Below are 16,080 nucleotides of genomic sequence, written 5' to 3' on the forward strand. Positions count from 1 at the left end.
TTTGCTAAATCGACATTTAACAAAAAAGGCATAGCAACACCATTTGCGCAACTATACCTTAATCAATTATTCACAAAAACCGAGGAAATATAGGGTTAATCAGTAGACCCTTGATGTATGTCTAAGCTAAAACTCGCCGAACCAAGCAGGCTCAACGAAAGTTGGCAGCCCTGTTCAATCGGCAGATCCCGTGTAATGAAGTTCTTCTTACAATTCTCACCTAAGCGTTCGCCCGCGGCAATATGTTGATTCAATTCACCATTAGACCATTGTCCATCTAAACCCGCAGGCAAAATAGAGATAGTACCCTCGGCAAGATTGGCGACACCAAACAAAGCGTTAACGGGCGTTGCGCATTTCGAGCACTCAATCCCCTTCTCTAAAATCTCGGCAATATCTTTGAGATCAACATTAAAATCTTTTCGATTTCTTATGTAATCGTGGAATAAGGCTCTCACCAGAAGTGTTGACGCTGAACTGCCATTATCGGCAGAAGACGAATCAACGAGGTAAAAAGCAAATTGCCCATTCATCATCCAAGCATAATCAAAGACGAGTGGCATCATCTCTGTTGATTGCAGTAGTCGGTAACTGCAACGCCATGAACCTTGTCGTGTGTCTTTCTCTGGTAGCAACGCATGCAATAAGTCTCTTGCCGCACTAGGGTTCTCTTGCAGGTAATTCAGGTGCCAATGTAGCTCTTGGTCTTCAGGGATCTCTCCCCCGTCATCAACGCAGAACCATTGGCTTGAAAAATCTCGTTGGTCTGAAATGTTATCGAACGAATCTGTCAATGTATTCGCAATCGCACTTCCTAAGTGACCGTGATCCTCTAACGGTTTCGCTAAAAAATCTTTAATACCAAATCGCAATGCTTTCGCTACATCAGACATGTCATCTGTGCCGGACACAACGATCATAGGCAGCGACGGGTACTCTAAACTGAGCTCTTCCACAAGCTCGATGCCATCAAGTATCGGCATTGATAAGTCACACACAATTAAATCTGGCGCTGAGTCTCTAAGCTTTTGCAGAGCGTCCAGCCCATTTTCAGCCTCAACCACTTTATAACCAACCTTGTCTAGGTATGCGCTGGTTATCCGGCGAAAAATAGGATCATCATCAACCAACATCACGCATTTTTGGTTAATTACTTCCTGAGCCGAGGTCATTACTGGCTGACTGTGAGTTTTGTACATAATCTATAACCTCACAAAACTAAGTCGAATTATTATTGTTATCTGTTCTAAGAACTAATATAAAACTTAGTAATAAAATGCTAAATACACAAATTTGCACTCTTTGCTGGTAATTCGTGACGAGGGTTGGAATACTTGTAAATAGTGCAACGAGTTGACGTAACGCAAACATTGATCTCACTGTTACGTATAAATTAGATGAGATTGTAAACAAATGTGTCTGGATTTATGAAATTAGATGATTTAAACCTCTTTCGACTCGTCGTTGAAAATGGGAGCTACACCGCAACATCGCGCAAGACTATGATTCCGGTTGCGACCATCACACGACGCATCCAAGCCTTAGAAGACTCTTTGAACCTTAGGCTTCTCAATAGACACGCGCGTAAACTTTCTTTAACAGAGGCTGGCGAACGTTTCTACAATGAATGCTCTCCGTTATTGCAGCGTCTCTCTTCTACTGCTGAAGAGTTAACTGACGTGTGCAAAGGAGCTTCCGGTAAGATTCGTATTACGGCACCTTCCAACCTGACCAAGCGCATGATGATGCCAATGTTCAGCGATTTCATGACTCAATACCCTGATATCAATATTGAGCTGATGATGAACAACCAAGCGGATCAGCTGGACCCAACTGAGTGGGACGTGATTTTCCGTGTCGGCCCACAACGTGATTCAAGCCTAATCGCTCGAAAAATCAGTGAAGTAAAAGATATTCTTATCGCGAGCCCTGAGTATTTAGCGAAGAACCCAGCACCAAGCCATGCTGAAGAGCTAGCGAACCATTCGCTACTCAAAGGCTACCCGCTGATTAAGTGGCAGCTGAGTAATTCGAATGAAGAGACGGTGGTGAATAGCGAGAAAGGCCGTTTCAATGCGAATGCGCTTAATGTCGTGAGACAAGCCTGTTCAGAAGGCCTAGGTATCACCCTAATGCCTGACGTGATGATCCGTGAATACATTGAAGATGGCAGCTTAGTCCAAGTTTTAGAAGACTGGAGCGCTAACCCTCGTGATATTTACATGCTTTATAACCACAAAGACCATCTACCAGAGAAAGTTAGATTGTTTATTGATTTTGTGATCGCGTACCACATTCATTAAGGTCAATCCCCTTCTCCGTAAACAAAAAAACCAGAGCCGATGCTCTGGTTTTTTATATTCTTGCCACTAACGAAAACTAAGCACCTTCGTTGTGTAACTCTAGGTTCGCTAGATCTTGTTGAATCTCACGCTGAACCTTTGAGTCGTCATTACGCAAAGAGTCTAGGAAATCTAGGTACGCTTGGTCGATATCACCCGTTACATACTCGCCGTTAAATACAGAAGTATCGAAACGAGAAATGTCTTGATTGCCCATGCCCACTGCCGAAATCAGATCTGGTAGTGTTTGGAAAATCAAGGCATCTGCGCCAATCTGCTTACAAATCGTTTCGTTATCACGACCATGAGCAATCAGCTCTGTCGCGCTCGGCATATCAATACCGTAAACGTTAGGGAAGCGAACCTCTGGAGCTGCTGAAACCATGAACACTTTGTTTGCGCCAGAATCACGAGCCATTTCAATGATCTGCTCTGATGTTGTGCCGCGAACGATAGAGTCATCAACCAATAGAACGTTCTTACCTTTAAACTCAGAACGGATTGCGTTCAGCTTACGGCGAACCGACTTCTTACGCTGTTGCTGACCAGGCATAATGAACGTGCGGCCAACATAACGGTTTTTTACGAAACCTTGACGGTATGGCTTATTGATCGCTTGAGCGATTCGCAGCGCAATATCGTTTGATGTTTCAGGGATTGGGATAACCACATCAATATCTAAGTCTGCGTACTCTTCTTTAATACGCTTACCAAGCATCTCACCCATCTCAACGCGTGCGCTGTAAACCGAGATTTTATCGATGAATGAATCTGGGCGTGCAAAGTATACAAACTCAAAGATACATGGGTTTAGTTGTGGGTTGTCTGCACATTGCTTAGTGAAAAGCTCACCGTCGAATGTTGCGTAGATAGCTTCACCTGGCGCTACGTCGCGCATGAAGTCGAAGCCAACAGCATCGAGTGCTACCGATTCAGACGCAACCATGTACTCTGTTTTACCATTAACTTCACGCTTACCAAGACACAGTGGACGAATACCATGTGGGTCACGGAATGCGATCATACCGTGGCCGATGATCATCGCAGTTACGGCGTAAGCACCGCGAATTGTGCGGTGCACATTTGCCACAGCGCGGAAAACATCATCCGAAGTCACGTTACCTTTAACAGTATCGATCTCATGAGCCAATACGTTCAGTAGAACTTCAGAGTCAGAGGTTGTGTTTACATGGCGACGGTCTTTTTCGAACAACTTCTCACGAACTTCGTTTGCGTTCGTCAGGTTACCGTTGTGCGCCAACGTAATGCCAAAAGGAGAGTTTACGTAGAAAGGCTGAGCTTCAGACGCACTTGAACTACCCGCTGTAGGATAACGAACATGGCCAATACCAACTTCACCTTGTAGGCGCTGCATGTGTTTTGCTTCAAAAACATCTTTTACTAAACCGTTCGCCTTACGCAGACGGAAACGATTGCTTTCTATGGTACAAATACCAGCGGCATCTTGGCCACGATGCTGCAATACCGTTAAAGCGTCATAAATAGACTGGTTTACAGGTGTTGAACCCACGATTCCAACAATACCACACATGTCCTAATCCTCGATTTTTCGACATTAACTGGCGCTAGAGCGCGCCAGATAAGAAACTAGATGTTGCTTGTAAATGCTCGAAGAACGGCGCAATGATTCGACTAAATTCCGGAACCAATTGCGAATTCTTCCACCACTCAGAACTTGGGAATGCAGTAAACGCATCCATGAAAAACAACACTGCAGAAACAATCAAAACACCACGTAAGCCACCAAAGACGACACCGAGGATTCTGTCTGTACCTGACAGGCCTGTTTTCTGAACTAGCTGACCGATGACATAGTTAACTAAGGCACCAACAACTAACGTTGCAACAAACAATGCTGCTATCGCAGTTCCGTTTCGAAACATCTCATCTTCGATATTGGTGAAGTACATCGCTAATTTAGCGTAGTACTGGCTAGCAATAAAAAATGCTCCAAACCAAATTACGAGTGACAAGGCTTCTTTAGCGAAACCACGAACTAAACTGATCACGGCAGAGAAGCCGATCACGCCTAAAATGACAAAATCTAACCAATTCATGAATTCTTCATCTTAAGTTGGCGCGCATTTTAACAGAAAAAATGCTGACGCAAACGTTTTCTTATGGATTTAACGGTTTAAATTTGAGCAATTGGCCTTTTGAACCCGTAATTTTTTCTAATTCCTTAATTTGTCGCTCAAGTTTGGATTTAGAGACATCCGGGCCAATAATTACTCGCGTAAAAGTTTTTTCTTGCTTGGTGTGAGCCTGATAACCACGCTTTTGCAGATCCTCAACAACGTTTTTTGCGTTGTCAGCATTCTTCAAAGCCATCAATTGAATAATCCAAGCACTGTCTTGGTATTCATTTTTTTCCGGTACTGGCTTAACTACTACTGCCACTTTGTCAGCTTCTTTATTATTGGAAGAAGACGCGGTTTGCGTGTTTGAATTATCAGTAGGACCACTTTCAACCACTTGCTCAACTGGAGAATCCGGTAGCGCTATCTGATCTTCAACGGGATCGAGTACTTCAAACACTTCAACATTACTATCAAGCTCAGGCTTAATCGGAATGCTTGCAAACTCTTCTTTATAGTGGAGCTTCTTACCATCTAGCACATCGGGTAATACAATCACGCCAATGGCCACTAAAATGATGGTGCCGACTAATCGGCTTTGGAATTTACTTGCCATTTAGTTTCCTTTTTTCTGCCAATGCTCCAACACTTCACCCACAGTATGGAAAGAACCGACAACCAACACAACATCATCACCTTTAACAGAAGCTAAAGCCGCTTCAAACGCTGCTACAGGGTTTAGATACTGCTCTACACCTTCAGGCAGACTTTGACACAATTCAGCCGCTGTTGCTGCGCGTGGGCCTTGCAACGAAGCTGGATACCAATGTGTTGTGATAGGGGCCAATACTTCCAATGTCGCTGGAATATCTTTGTCATGAAGCATAGCGACTACAACGTGTAAATTTTTGCCTGCGTATTGCTTCGTTACTTGCTGTGCAAAGTACTCAGCGGAATGTGGGTTGTGTGCCACATCAAGAACAATCACAGGTTGATCGCTAATTTGCTGCATACGCCCAGGAAGCTGTGCGTTCTTCATACCATTAACGACATTCACATCACTGATGCTAAGTTCTGATGTACCTAATGCCATCAACGCGGTTGCTGCGTTTGGTAGCGGTAGACTTGGAATCGGTAGCGACTCCAATTGGAATGCACCGCTGCGCCAGTTCCAAATATCACCATCCACATCGTAGGTGTATTGAATGCCAACTTGGTAGAACTCAGCCTTAATGTCATCAGCGTGCGCTGCAACCGTTGCCGGTGGTTTAGGTTGACCACAAATAGCGGGTTTACCACTACGATAAATGCCGGCTTTCTCAAAACCAATCACATTGATGTCATCACCTAGCCAGTCAACATGGTCGACAGCCAAACTAGTAATCAAAGAAACATCATGCTCAACGATATTGGTCGCGTCTAGACGTCCGCCTAAACCAACTTCTAATAGCACAACATCAACCGCTTCAATTTGAAATGCACGTAACGCCGCTACAGTGCCATATTCGAAAAAGCTCAGGCTGATTTCGCCACGCTCTTTCTCAATAAAATCGAAAGACTGAACCATCTTTTCATCAGATAGATCTTGGCCGTTGATACGCACACGTTCGTTATAGCGAATTAAGTGAGGAGAGCTGTAGACACCAACTGAGTAACCAGCGTCCAATAGAATCGCTTCCATCAGTGCACATGTTGAGCCTTTGCCATTGGTTCCGGCAACAGTAATAACATGTTGAGCAGGTTTGGTGAGGTTTGCCTTAGAGGCGACGGCCTGAACTCGGTCTAATCCAAGATCAATAGCGCTTGTGTGGATGTTTGATAAATAATCAAGCCACATCTCCAAAGAGGATGTGGCTTGAGGAATAGGTTGTTGACTCATCTAACTCATAACCATAATTAAGTTGGTTTGTTAGAAGGTACTTTACCCTTTTTCTGGCGCTTCTGGTACTTCATAAGTAGCTTCATTCGGTGAATCGTTCACAGAAACTACTAATGGTGAAGGCTGGTTGGTCATTTTAGCAACAAGGCTTGCAACGCGCTGACGCATCTCACGACGGTCAACAATCATGTCGATAGCACCGTGGTCTAGTAGGAACTCACTGCGTTGGAAACCTTCAGGAAGGTCTTCACGTACCGTTTGTTCGATTACACGACGTCCAGCAAAGCCGATAAGTGCTTTTGGCTCACCAATGTTGATATCGCCAAGCATCGCCAAACTTGCAGAAACACCACCCATTGTTGGATCAGTCATGACTGAAACAAACGGTAGGCCTTTCGCAGATAAACGCTCTAGAGCAGCACTGGTTTTCGCCATTTGCATTAGAGACATCAATGCCTCTTGCATACGCGCACCACCACTTGCAGAGAAACAAACTAAACCACAGTTGTTCTCGATAGCAGCATCTACCGCTTTCACGAAACGAGCACCAACAACAGAACCCATTGAGCCGCCCATGAATGAGAATTCAAAAGCACACGCTACGATAGGTAAACCAAGCAGTTCGCCTTTCATTGCAACTAGTGCATCTGTCTCACCACTGTTTTTCTGTGCAGCAGAGATACGTTCTTTGTAACGCTTAGAATCTTTAAATTTCAGCTTATCTTGTGGCTCAAGATCAGTACCTAGTTCAACACGTTCACCTTTGTCTAGGAATGTATCCAGACGACGACGTGCTTTCATGCGCATGTGATGGTCACATTTTGGACATACTTCTAGGTTACGCTCTAGTTCAGCATGGTACAGAACCTGCTCACAAGAAGTACATTTAGTCCAAACACCCTCAGGGATAGACGCTTTACGAGATGTTACGATGTTGCTTTTTTCTAAAATCTTTTCAAGCCAACTCATGGAAGACCTTTTTGTTTCGATTCTTCCGCTTGATTGCGAAAGAAATAAATTTGGGAATTATGCGTGGGAATTAAAGCACATAAAACAGCGACTGTAGATAAAAAACTGGTTGTACCTATTTTCTGGGACTATCTTACGCACTAAACCGTAATAATTTTTGAACCTAAGTCTCACATTTAGTTCAAATTATCCGGCAAAAATAGAGGACCAATTGGCTCTCGTGGTAGTTCAAAATGTTCGGGATAATCAACATCCACCAGATACAAACCTTCCGCTTTTGCAGTTGCGCCGGCTACTTTTCGATCTTTAGCTTCTAAAAGCCACTGGATCCACTCTGGTTTCTGCTCACCCTTACCAACGGCAATAAGGCTACCAGTAATATTCCTCACCATGTGGTGAACAAACGCATTCGCTTTAATATCGATCACAATGTAGTGTCCATGGCGAGTCACATTCAAGTGAATCATGTTTCTCCATGGGCTACGGGATTGACAATGTGTTGCCCTGAACGAAGTGAAGTCATTCTCACCAAGTAAGTACTGACCCGCTTCGTGCATTTTTTTCTCATCAAGATGACCATGATAATGGCTCACGCCTGAATTCAAAATGCCTGGGCGAAGTGCATGGTTAAAGATAATGTAGCGATAACGGCGGGCAGTTGCTGAGAAACGAGCATGGAAATCCTCATTCACTTCTGTCGCCCAACGAACCGCAATATCTTTTGGCATGTTGGCATTCGCGCCCATTGTCCATGCCACCATTTTACGATCGACATTAGTTTCAAAGTGAACGACTTGTCCCGTACCGTGAACACCGGCATCTGTACGACCTGCGCACATAACTTCTACAGGGTGATTCGCGACAACTGAAAGAGCCTTTTCCAATTCTTCTTGGACACTTTTCACGTCTCGTTGGCGCTGCCAACCAAAGTAGTGGGTACCGTTATATTCAATACCTAAAGCAATTTTCATGTTCTTGTTCTCTTTGAAAATGGGCGAGAAGTATATACGGAAATCAGTGCTAGCCCAAATAGGATGGGGCTAAAACTTCAATAAACAATCAGCATCGACCGAGACGATACTTTTAAGAAACCAAATAATACAATGGCGCTCTGTATTGCCTTAAAACAAAGGGTAGCCAACGCTACCCTTTATGATTTTTAATTTATCGACCGTTTAACGAATCGATCAGGTTTTTTGCCTCTCGACGAATATCATCGCTACCGTCAACGATTGCCTCTTCTAGAAGCTTAATTGCACCTTGCGAGTCACTCATCTCGATGTAAATTTTAGCCAAATCAAGCTTACCTGCAGCCTCTGCGTTGCTATCAACATCATAGTTGCCAATGTCGCCGATAACGTCTGGGAATTCATTTAGGCCAACATCCAGTTTAAGCTCTTCATCATCCGGATTAATGACCTCTTCACCTTCTTGCTCGACTTGAGCCATCAGTTCATCAATGGTCATGTATTGCTTATCACGGCTGCTGCCTGATTCGGTTAGGTTGTCTTGTTGAGCCCAGTTCTCTTCTTTGATCTTCGGTTCAGCTTGCTGTTCAGCCGACGCCCAAATCTCTTGTTGGTCATCAGGCACATCATTATGCATGCTCGATTGTTGCTCTGGCGCTAGGTTAAAACCTTTCCAGTCTTCGCCGCCCACTTCAAGCATGGCATCAATATCTAGCCCTGCACTATCAATCGATGTTGCATCCAATGGCTTATCGAACATGTTGTCGACAGAGTCTTGAACATCTTCAGAAAGCAACTCAGCTAATGCTGTCTCATCAAAGTCATCAAAGCCTTCTAGTGGCTCGTCTTGAACCGCTGCAGGCGTTGAGTTTAGCTCTGACGCAGCGCTCAGTGATTCTTCTGGCTGTGCAAAACCAGCCAACTCAGAGTCTTGTGCATTCGAGAAATCTTCAGCGTGACTGAAGCTCTGTGGGTTTGAGAACAAATCATGCAACGCATCTTGCTCTTCGCCTTGTGGACTGAAAGACGTTAGCGGTGTTGGCTTCTCAGCAAAAGCATCAGAGATGGCTTCATCTTCACCGTATTCTGGTAAATCAAGTTCATTGAACTCTACGCCTTCATCTTCTGCTACTGGCTCAGCACTGCTTTGCTCAATATCATCTAAGACAGAATCGGCTTTCGCACTCTCTTCATCGTATTCAGGCAGTTCAAGGTCATCGAATTCGAACTTCTCAGTGCCATCAGATAGATCTTGTTCTAATTGAGCTTCGTCTGGTTCGCTAACAACTTCAGCTAATGCATCTTCTTCACCGAATTCTGGCAGCTCAAAATCATCAAACGAGAACTCTTCTTCGCTTTCTGGTTTCGCAGTTTCAGCCAGTGGTGCAGCCTCTAGCTGAGGCGCAGCGGTTGGTTGCGATTCAACACTTGGTTGAGAGTCGATATCAGGCGTTGCTGGCTCTGATGTTGATTCAGCATCAGCTTCCGCCAGTGCGTCTTCTTCACTAAACTCTGGCAACTCAAAGTCATCAAACGAAAACTCTTCGTCGTCTTGACTCTTAGCTTCAGCTTGAGTCTCAACAGCAGGTACTACTGATTCTGGTGTTGCTTCAGCATCAGCTTCCGCCAGTGCGTCTTCTTCACCAAACTCAGGTAATTCGAAGTCATCAAACGAGAATTCGTCTTCGCTTTCTTGTTCTGCTACTTCCGCTTGTGGAGTAGCTTCAACTTGCGATTCAGCGTCTAATTTAGGTTCAACAACAGGTGCTACAGGTTCTGGTGTTGCGTCAGTTTCTGCTAATGCTTGTGGTGCAGACGTCTCATCTTCAATCAGCCAATCGTCGTCTTGTGGTACGCCAAATTCATTTGGAATAATTTCTGGCATATTGGCAGCACGAACTGGCTCTGGCTCTGGCTCTGGCTCTGGCTCTGGCAAGGGTTCAACGACATCTTCAAATTCATCGCTACCTTGAATTTTAGGCTCAAAGTCGAAATCAGAGTCGATGTTCGCTGGAGACTCTACATCGTCGATCGCTTCAGCTAACCAATCTTCAACCGTCTCTTCATCATCTTCAGAGATATCATTTAAAGAGGATGGCGAAGCTTGATCTTCAAAACTAACAGCAATGTCTTCACGCTGCTCTTGTACGTCGGCTTCTTTCGACTCTGGTTCTTGTTGTGCGGTTTCTTCTTGAACTCGCTCTTCAAAAGCTGGTTTATCAAAATCAGAATTCTCAGATAACAGCGAGTCGATATCCAGTTCATCATCTTCAACCGATGATGCGCTTTCTTCCGATGATACTTCGTTGCTGTTTGAAAAATGCGCTTGCTCTGATTCAACCGTATTTTCAAGAGATGGTTCAGCAGGCTCTTCTGTCGCTGGCAGCGAATCGTTGTCATCAGAAGTCATTAACTCATCAATCAACGCTTCGTCTGTTGTTTCTAGCGAGTCATCAAGCAAAGCATCCGTTGCCGGTGCGACACCGAACAAATCATCGATAAAGTCATCACGATTAAAGTCTTCATCATTTTCTGGCTTAACGTCAGCACTTTCTTGGATCAGTTCCGAATCTAACGACTCATCACTAACGGCTTCAGATTGTGGTGTTTCACTTATATCCGACGCTTGCTCAGGCTCAACTTCAGATGTTTCAGAGGTTAACGGAGTATGCTCAACGTCTGCGTTATTTGCAGACTCATCGTTAGCGTTGTCAAAACCAAAGGCCGCGTCTAGCTCTTTATCAAACGCCTTCTCTTCAGATTCAAGCTCGTCTTCAATGCCAGTTGTCAGTAAGTCATCAAACGGGTCTAAAGATTCCGCTTTTGGGGCATCTGCTTCGTCTGCTGACAGCCCATCATCTGACAATTCACTATCAAGGAAGTCATCCAATAAGTCGGTACTTTCGGCATCAAGTTCGAAATCATCATCGTCAGAATCACCTATCAATTCATCTAAGGTTTCCGTGCTGTCTTCTGCGATGTTTAGGTCATCATCGGTCGATAAACCAGAAAGCTCTTCAAGTTCAGATAATGAGTCAAAACCTAAAGGCTCACTTTCAGACTCATCACCCGATTCGTCTTCCAACATTTCATCAAGAAGGTCGGTCGAGTGACTTAGATCAACGTCATCCCCAGCCAATTGCTCATCAAGCAGGTCAACGCTGTCTTGAGGTTCTTCATCTACGATTGGCTTATCGAACCGAGACAAAATGTTTTCGATATCATCATCAGACGCTAAACCACTGTTTAGGTTAGTGGCAATCTCATCGTCATTATCGAGGTTGAAAGGGTCATTCGCCTGATCGTTCTGAGCGGCAACCTGGGCAAAGATGTCATCAATATCATCATTTGCTGTCGGTGACGCAGGCTCAGGGCTCTGTTGTTCAGAGATTAGAGCATCAATATCAAAATCGTCATTGCTCAAATCAGCAGGCTTGGTATCGCTTTGTTGCTCTGAGATAAGTGCATCAATGTCAAAATCATCGCTTGCTGGTGCTTCAGTGTTAGACGGCGAATTACTTTGCTCTTCCGAAATCAACGCATCAATATCAAAGCTGTCATCATCTTCGTCATCAAGAGCAAACAGATCATCTAATAAAGATTGGTCTAGCTCGTTAGAGCCTAAGTCCTCAGTTTCACCCTCTTGAGATAACAAGGCTTCAATGTCATCAGCAGACATTGCGTTATCATCAGAAAGGTCAAAATCGACTTCATCTGTATCAAGTGCGCTTTCCGCGGTTTTATCGAGCGCGCGCTCCATCTCTTCAAGACCAAGAGCCTTCTCTTCGCCATTAACACTAATGCCGTTACTGCTGTCTAAATCAAGATCATCGAAGTTGGTGTCTAAATCACCGTTTTCGCCAATGCTGGCAAACGGGTCATCATCTTCACCGTCGAGGTTAAAATCGAGATCCGACTCATCTAAACCGGCAAAGACATCGTCTTCTTCAGCTAGCGCTTGATCGTCAAACAACTTGTTGGCGTCATCTTCCGTACCAAACAAATCATCGTCTAACGACAGCTCGTTAAGGTCATCCATCTCGTCGCCCAATGTAATAGGCGCGACGACGCTTGGTTCTGGCTGAATCGGTTGCTCTTGAATAGTTTGCTGTTGCTCATCATTTTTAGAACGACGGCCTAACAACATCACAATGATCAAACCAAGTAGCAGACCTGGAATAATCGCAAGAGCCGCCACTAACCAACCATTCGATAACAATTCGTCCATGGCACTTGGTGCCATCTTTTCAATTTCGGCGTTCTTTCTGCGCTCTTCATCAAGCAGCTTTTCCACTTCGCTACGAATGCGGTCTTCATCACTGAGCTCAGTTTTTAGTTCATCAACTTCCGATTGAACATTCGACAACATCAAACGAAGTTGGTGGTTTTTCTCTTCAAGTGACAAGAGTTCAGTTTCTGAAAGCTCTAGCTGCTTCTCTAACTTGTTCATCTCTTGGGTTGGAGCGGATTGTTCTAGAGAAGACTGAGTTGGAGACAATGGTTTTTTTGCAGTTTCAGCAGAGCTTACTTGCTTGGCAGGAGTAGTATTTTTTGCATCAGAACTCGAGGTTTTTGGTTTTGAAGCGACAGGCTTGCTCGCAGGAGCATCAAGCTTAGCAAGATGTGAGTTCATGATGTTGATAGCTTGCTGCGTCGAACTTGCACGTGTTTGTTCTAAAGAAGGCACACGTAAATTGCTGGCAGATAGCAGACTATGGATATTCTGGTTTTCAAACGCTTGTGGGTTTAAGCGATAAATAGCCAACAGGGTTTGTTGGACTGAAACGGAGTTATCAGGGCGTAACTTTGAAGCAATAGACCACAATGTCTCTGAGCCGCGAGTTGGACCATAGAAACGTGAAGGCTCAGCGCTATTCGATTGCGCTCTTTGAAGAGGTTCTGAAAACGTAGGCGCTGATTGTATCTGACCATTAGGCCCTACAACTCGAATGGAATCTGCACGAACAACGGAAATCTGAGTCGCAATGATAAAGGCAAAAGGCATTAACCACGGCTTGAAAATTTGAAACATAAAAGGCTCAGCTAGGTGCTTAAATTCGGAAAAGTGATGATCTATTAAATATATCGGATAAATGACGTAAAACTATAGAGATGAAAACAAAAAATGTGTTGCAGCAACAATATTCGCAGCAATTTCACACAATTTGACTAACAATATTTTTAATCGATTAAAAAAGCCCCACTAAAGAGTGAGGCTTGTTTATCAAAGCAATAAAGCTTAGAAGTAATCGCGAATCAGAACTTCAGCGATTTGCACTGCGTTTGTTGCTGCGCCTTTACGAACGTTATCAGCTACAACCCACATATTCACGCCGCTGTGATGGCTGATGTCGTTACGAATACGACCAACCATTACGTGGTCTTTACCGCCTGCATCACGAACTTGAGTTGGGAAGTCTAGCGCTTGGAATACTTCAACACCTTCTGTGTTCTCTAGAAGCTGAACGACTTGCTCTGCACCGATAGGCGCGCGAGTTTCAATGTGTAGAGACTCTGCGTGACCGTAAAATACTGGTACGCGAACACAAGTCGGGTTCACTGTGATTGAAGAGTCAGCAAAGATTTTTTGAGTTTCCCAAACCATCTTCATCTCTTCACGCGTGTAGCCGTTCTCTGTAAATTCATCGATTTGAGGAATACAGTTGAAAGCGATCTGTTGTGAGAACGCTGAATTTTCAGCTGGCATGCCGTTAAGAAGCTTAGCCGTTTGACCCGCTAGCTCATCGATACCTGGCTTACCTGCACCAGACACAGATTGGTAAGTTGAAACGTTAATACGCTCAAGGCCCACTTCATCGTGAATTGGTTTTAGCGCTACTACCATTTGGATAGTCGAGCAGTTAGGGTTCGCGATGATGTTACGGTTACGGAACTCAGCAATTGCTTCAGGGTTCACTTCAGGCACAACCAGAGGAACATCGTATTCGTAACGGAAACGTGATGTGTTATCGATAACAACAACACCTTCATCAGCAGCAATTGGAGCCCAACGCTCTGAAAGTTCGCTACCTGCAGAGAAAAACGCAATATGTACTTGAGACCAATCGAAGTCTTCTACGTTTTGTACTTGTATTGTTTTGCCGTTAAAACGGGAAGTTTTGCCTTCACTACGTTCACTTGCTAGTAAGTGCAGTTCACCGACAGGGAATTTACGCTCTTTAAGTACTTCAAGAATGGTTTCACCAACCGCACCAGTCGCACCTAAAATAGCAATATTAAATTCTTGGCTCATTGTTTCTCTCTTTTATAAAGTTGGCTTTACCATAAAACCGAGTTTAGATAACGGCGTTAAATTACAAGATTCGTCGCCCGTTAACTCGACTGCACTGTATTCTCTGCGGTCCCAATATTCTTTACGCATCTTGTCAAAAGAACCCGGCGTAGCGATATTGCGACGGAATAAGGCGTCGTCTTTGCGCACATCATAGATCAACTGAGTCAAATTGTGCAGTGTTGCTTCATCCCAAGCTCTATCTAATTTCATTTGAGGTACAGGCGCTGTCGGCAATAAGTCACTTGCATACGCACGCTGTTCAGTACCTAAAAACTCACAATAACTGTTGAAGATCATCGTGGTACCACGCGCTTTACCCTCTAAACCGTAGCCCGCTACGTGAGGAGTTGCAAAAGCGAGTAACGGAAGAAGTTCAAAGTCGACTTCAGGTTCAAATTCAAACACATCAAGAACCGCAGTAAATCCATCAGCTTTTTGTAAACGAGCTTTTAGCGCTTGGTTATCCACCACAGGGCCACGAGCGGCATTAATCAGAATTTGATCAGCACGTAAGTTGTTCAGCACTTGATCATTGATCAAGTGATGCGTTGGAAACTCACCCGTCTTAGTGATTGGCGTGTGCAATGTAATAACGTCTGATTGCTCAAGCAGAGTCTCTAGCTCAGTAAATTCGCGAGAATCACCCTCTTGTTGTTTTAGAGGATCGTTCAGCAGAACTTTAATACCTATGCCTTCTAAGCACTTCGCTAAGTAGCTGCCCACTTGACCACAGCCGATAATACCAACCGTTTTATCAAAAACAGAGAAGCCTTGCTGCTGCGCAAGAACCATCATCGCACTGAACGCGTACTCAGCAACACCCACCTTGTTACAGCCAGGAGCCGCAGTAAAGAAAATGCCACGCTCTTTCATCAATTCTTGGTCAACGTGATCCATACCAGCCGTCGCAGTCCCGACAAACTTCAGCTTATTGGCTTTGCTGATTAATGACTCGTTTACTTTGGTAACAGAGCGAATCATCAATGCGTCTACGTCAACTAGGTCGTCAGCTGTTAATGTGCGACCAGACTTCATTGTCACTTCCCCTAGCTGGCTAAATAGCGCTTCAGCGTAAGGCATATTTTCGTCGATTAAGATTTTCATTTGGCGAGTACTTTCGTTGGGGTCTATCGACCTAAATGTGAATTGAAATGATTGTGCAAAATTCCACACACGGTGTCGAGTAGCAATTGGAATACATTATAAATAAAGGGCTGAATCGGCTAGCCTTGACAGACAAGAACCGAAACCAAAGTGAACACCCAAGATCAAACGGCTAAAACGAAAAATGCCCGATTGAATAAACAATCGGGCAAACATCCAGAACAAAAGGATCCTATCTCGCTCTCCAGGAGACAGAGTCTTGCGTCTGTTCAACCAGTACTAACTAAGTCACTACTGATCAAGCTCTGGAAACCTTTCAACTTTTAAACCTAGATTTAAAACCCATGTTTATAAAGCTTTGTTCTGTGGTTCATAATTAATGAGTTACCTGTGCGTGTTGAATCTACACTCGCGTAACCCTTTA

The 16,080-nt window shown here is 44.3% G+C and carries 11 protein-coding genes and 1 pseudogene; 2 read left to right on the top strand and 10 right to left on the bottom strand.

Features of this window, described 5'->3' with window-relative positions; all coding sequences use genetic code 11:
- Nucleotides 1-95: 95 nt before the first annotated feature.
- Nucleotides 96-1,199 carry a response regulator gene (locus BCV39_RS06465; protein WP_048660821.1) on the bottom strand — a complete coding sequence of 368 codons (1,104 nt, stop codon included), beginning with the start codon at nucleotides 1,197-1,199 and terminating at the stop codon, nucleotides 96-98.
- A gap of 228 nt (nucleotides 1,200-1,427) precedes the next feature.
- Here BCV39_RS06465 and BCV39_RS06470 point away from each other — a divergent pair, with 228 nt between their 5' ends.
- Nucleotides 1,428-2,303 (top strand): LysR family transcriptional regulator, encoded by an 876-nt coding sequence (locus BCV39_RS06470; RefSeq protein ID WP_048660822.1) that lies wholly within the window; start codon nucleotides 1,428-1,430, stop codon nucleotides 2,301-2,303.
- A 76-nt stretch (nucleotides 2,304-2,379) separates the two neighbouring features.
- On the opposite strand, the gene purF is transcribed toward BCV39_RS06470, so the two are convergent.
- From purF to BCV39_RS06520, 9 genes are all read right to left on the bottom strand, one after another.
- Nucleotides 2,380-3,894: an amidophosphoribosyltransferase gene (purF, locus tag BCV39_RS06475; RefSeq protein WP_048660823.1), complete on the bottom strand. Its 1,515-nt coding sequence runs from the start codon at nucleotides 3,892-3,894 to the stop codon at nucleotides 2,380-2,382.
- A 34-nt stretch (nucleotides 3,895-3,928) separates the two neighbouring features.
- Entirely contained in the window at nucleotides 3,929-4,420 is a 492-nt protein-coding gene (locus tag BCV39_RS06480) for a CvpA family protein (RefSeq protein ID WP_009848678.1), read from the bottom strand.
- 61 nt (nucleotides 4,421-4,481) lie between these two features.
- Nucleotides 4,482-5,057 (bottom strand): SPOR domain-containing protein, encoded by a 576-nt coding sequence (locus BCV39_RS06485; protein WP_102433601.1) that lies wholly within the window; start codon nucleotides 5,055-5,057, stop codon nucleotides 4,482-4,484.
- The gene (gene folC, locus BCV39_RS06490; RefSeq protein ID WP_102433600.1) at nucleotides 5,058-6,320 is read right to left on the bottom strand and encodes a bifunctional tetrahydrofolate synthase/dihydrofolate synthase; all 1,263 of its coding nucleotides are present in this window, start codon (nucleotides 6,318-6,320) and stop codon (nucleotides 5,058-5,060) included.
- Between the two features lie 42 nt (nucleotides 6,321-6,362).
- Nucleotides 6,363-7,289, bottom strand: a complete 927-nt coding sequence (gene accD / locus BCV39_RS06495) for an acetyl-CoA carboxylase, carboxyltransferase subunit beta (protein ID WP_010436898.1) — start codon at nucleotides 7,287-7,289, stop codon at nucleotides 6,363-6,365.
- A 176-nt stretch (nucleotides 7,290-7,465) separates the two neighbouring features.
- Nucleotides 7,466-8,260: a tRNA pseudouridine(38-40) synthase TruA gene (gene truA, locus BCV39_RS06505; protein WP_004734161.1), complete on the bottom strand. Its 795-nt coding sequence runs from the start codon at nucleotides 8,258-8,260 to the stop codon at nucleotides 7,466-7,468.
- Between the two features lie 193 nt (nucleotides 8,261-8,453).
- Nucleotides 8,454-13,289: a FimV/HubP family polar landmark protein gene (locus tag BCV39_RS06510; RefSeq protein ID WP_102433599.1), complete on the bottom strand. Its 4,836-nt coding sequence runs from the start codon at nucleotides 13,287-13,289 to the stop codon at nucleotides 8,454-8,456.
- Nucleotides 13,290-13,496: 207 nt separating this feature from the next.
- The gene (locus BCV39_RS06515; RefSeq protein WP_010436890.1) at nucleotides 13,497-14,510 is read right to left on the bottom strand and encodes an aspartate-semialdehyde dehydrogenase; all 1,014 of its coding nucleotides are present in this window, start codon (nucleotides 14,508-14,510) and stop codon (nucleotides 13,497-13,499) included.
- 12 nt (nucleotides 14,511-14,522) lie between these two features.
- Nucleotides 14,523-15,656 (bottom strand): 4-phosphoerythronate dehydrogenase, encoded by a 1,134-nt coding sequence (locus BCV39_RS06520; protein ID WP_048660828.1) that lies wholly within the window; start codon nucleotides 15,654-15,656, stop codon nucleotides 14,523-14,525.
- 86 nt (nucleotides 15,657-15,742) lie between these two features.
- Here BCV39_RS06520 and BCV39_RS23490 point away from each other — a divergent pair.
- A pseudogene (locus BCV39_RS23490) lies at nucleotides 15,743-16,036 on the top strand (hypothetical protein).
- Nucleotides 16,037-16,080: the final 44 nt, after the last annotated feature.

This window comes from Vibrio sp. 10N.286.55.E10, from assembly GCF_002872555.1.
GTDB classification, from domain to species: Bacteria; Pseudomonadota; Gammaproteobacteria; order Enterobacterales; family Vibrionaceae; genus Vibrio; species Vibrio crassostreae.

Coding starts and splice junctions, on each gene's coding strand:
- BCV39_RS06465 (WP_048660821.1), bottom strand. CDS start 1,199: ATGTACAAAACTCACAGTCAGCCAGTAATGACCTCGGCTCAGGAAGTA.
- BCV39_RS06470 (WP_048660822.1), top strand. CDS start 1,428: ATGAAATTAGATGATTTAAACCTCTTTCGACTCGTCGTTGAAAATGGG.
- purF (WP_048660823.1), bottom strand. CDS start 3,894: ATGTGTGGTATTGTTGGAATCGTGGGTTCAACACCTGTAAACCAGTCT.
- BCV39_RS06480 (WP_009848678.1), bottom strand. CDS start 4,420: ATGAATTGGTTAGATTTTGTCATTTTAGGCGTGATCGGCTTCTCTGCC.
- BCV39_RS06485 (WP_102433601.1), bottom strand. CDS start 5,057: ATGGCAAGTAAATTCCAAAGCCGATTAGTCGGCACCATCATTTTAGTG.
- folC (WP_102433600.1), bottom strand. CDS start 6,320: ATGAGTCAACAACCTATTCCTCAAGCCACATCCTCTTTGGAGATGTGG.
- accD (WP_010436898.1), bottom strand. CDS start 7,289: ATGAGTTGGCTTGAAAAGATTTTAGAAAAAAGCAACATCGTAACATCT.
- truA (WP_004734161.1), bottom strand. CDS start 8,260: ATGAAAATTGCTTTAGGTATTGAATATAACGGTACCCACTACTTTGGT.
- BCV39_RS06510 (WP_102433599.1), bottom strand. CDS start 13,289: ATGTTTCAAATTTTCAAGCCGTGGTTAATGCCTTTTGCCTTTATCATT.
- BCV39_RS06515 (WP_010436890.1), bottom strand. CDS start 14,510: ATGAGCCAAGAATTTAATATTGCTATTTTAGGTGCGACTGGTGCGGTT.
- BCV39_RS06520 (WP_048660828.1), bottom strand. CDS start 15,656: ATGAAAATCTTAATCGACGAAAATATGCCTTACGCTGAAGCGCTATTT.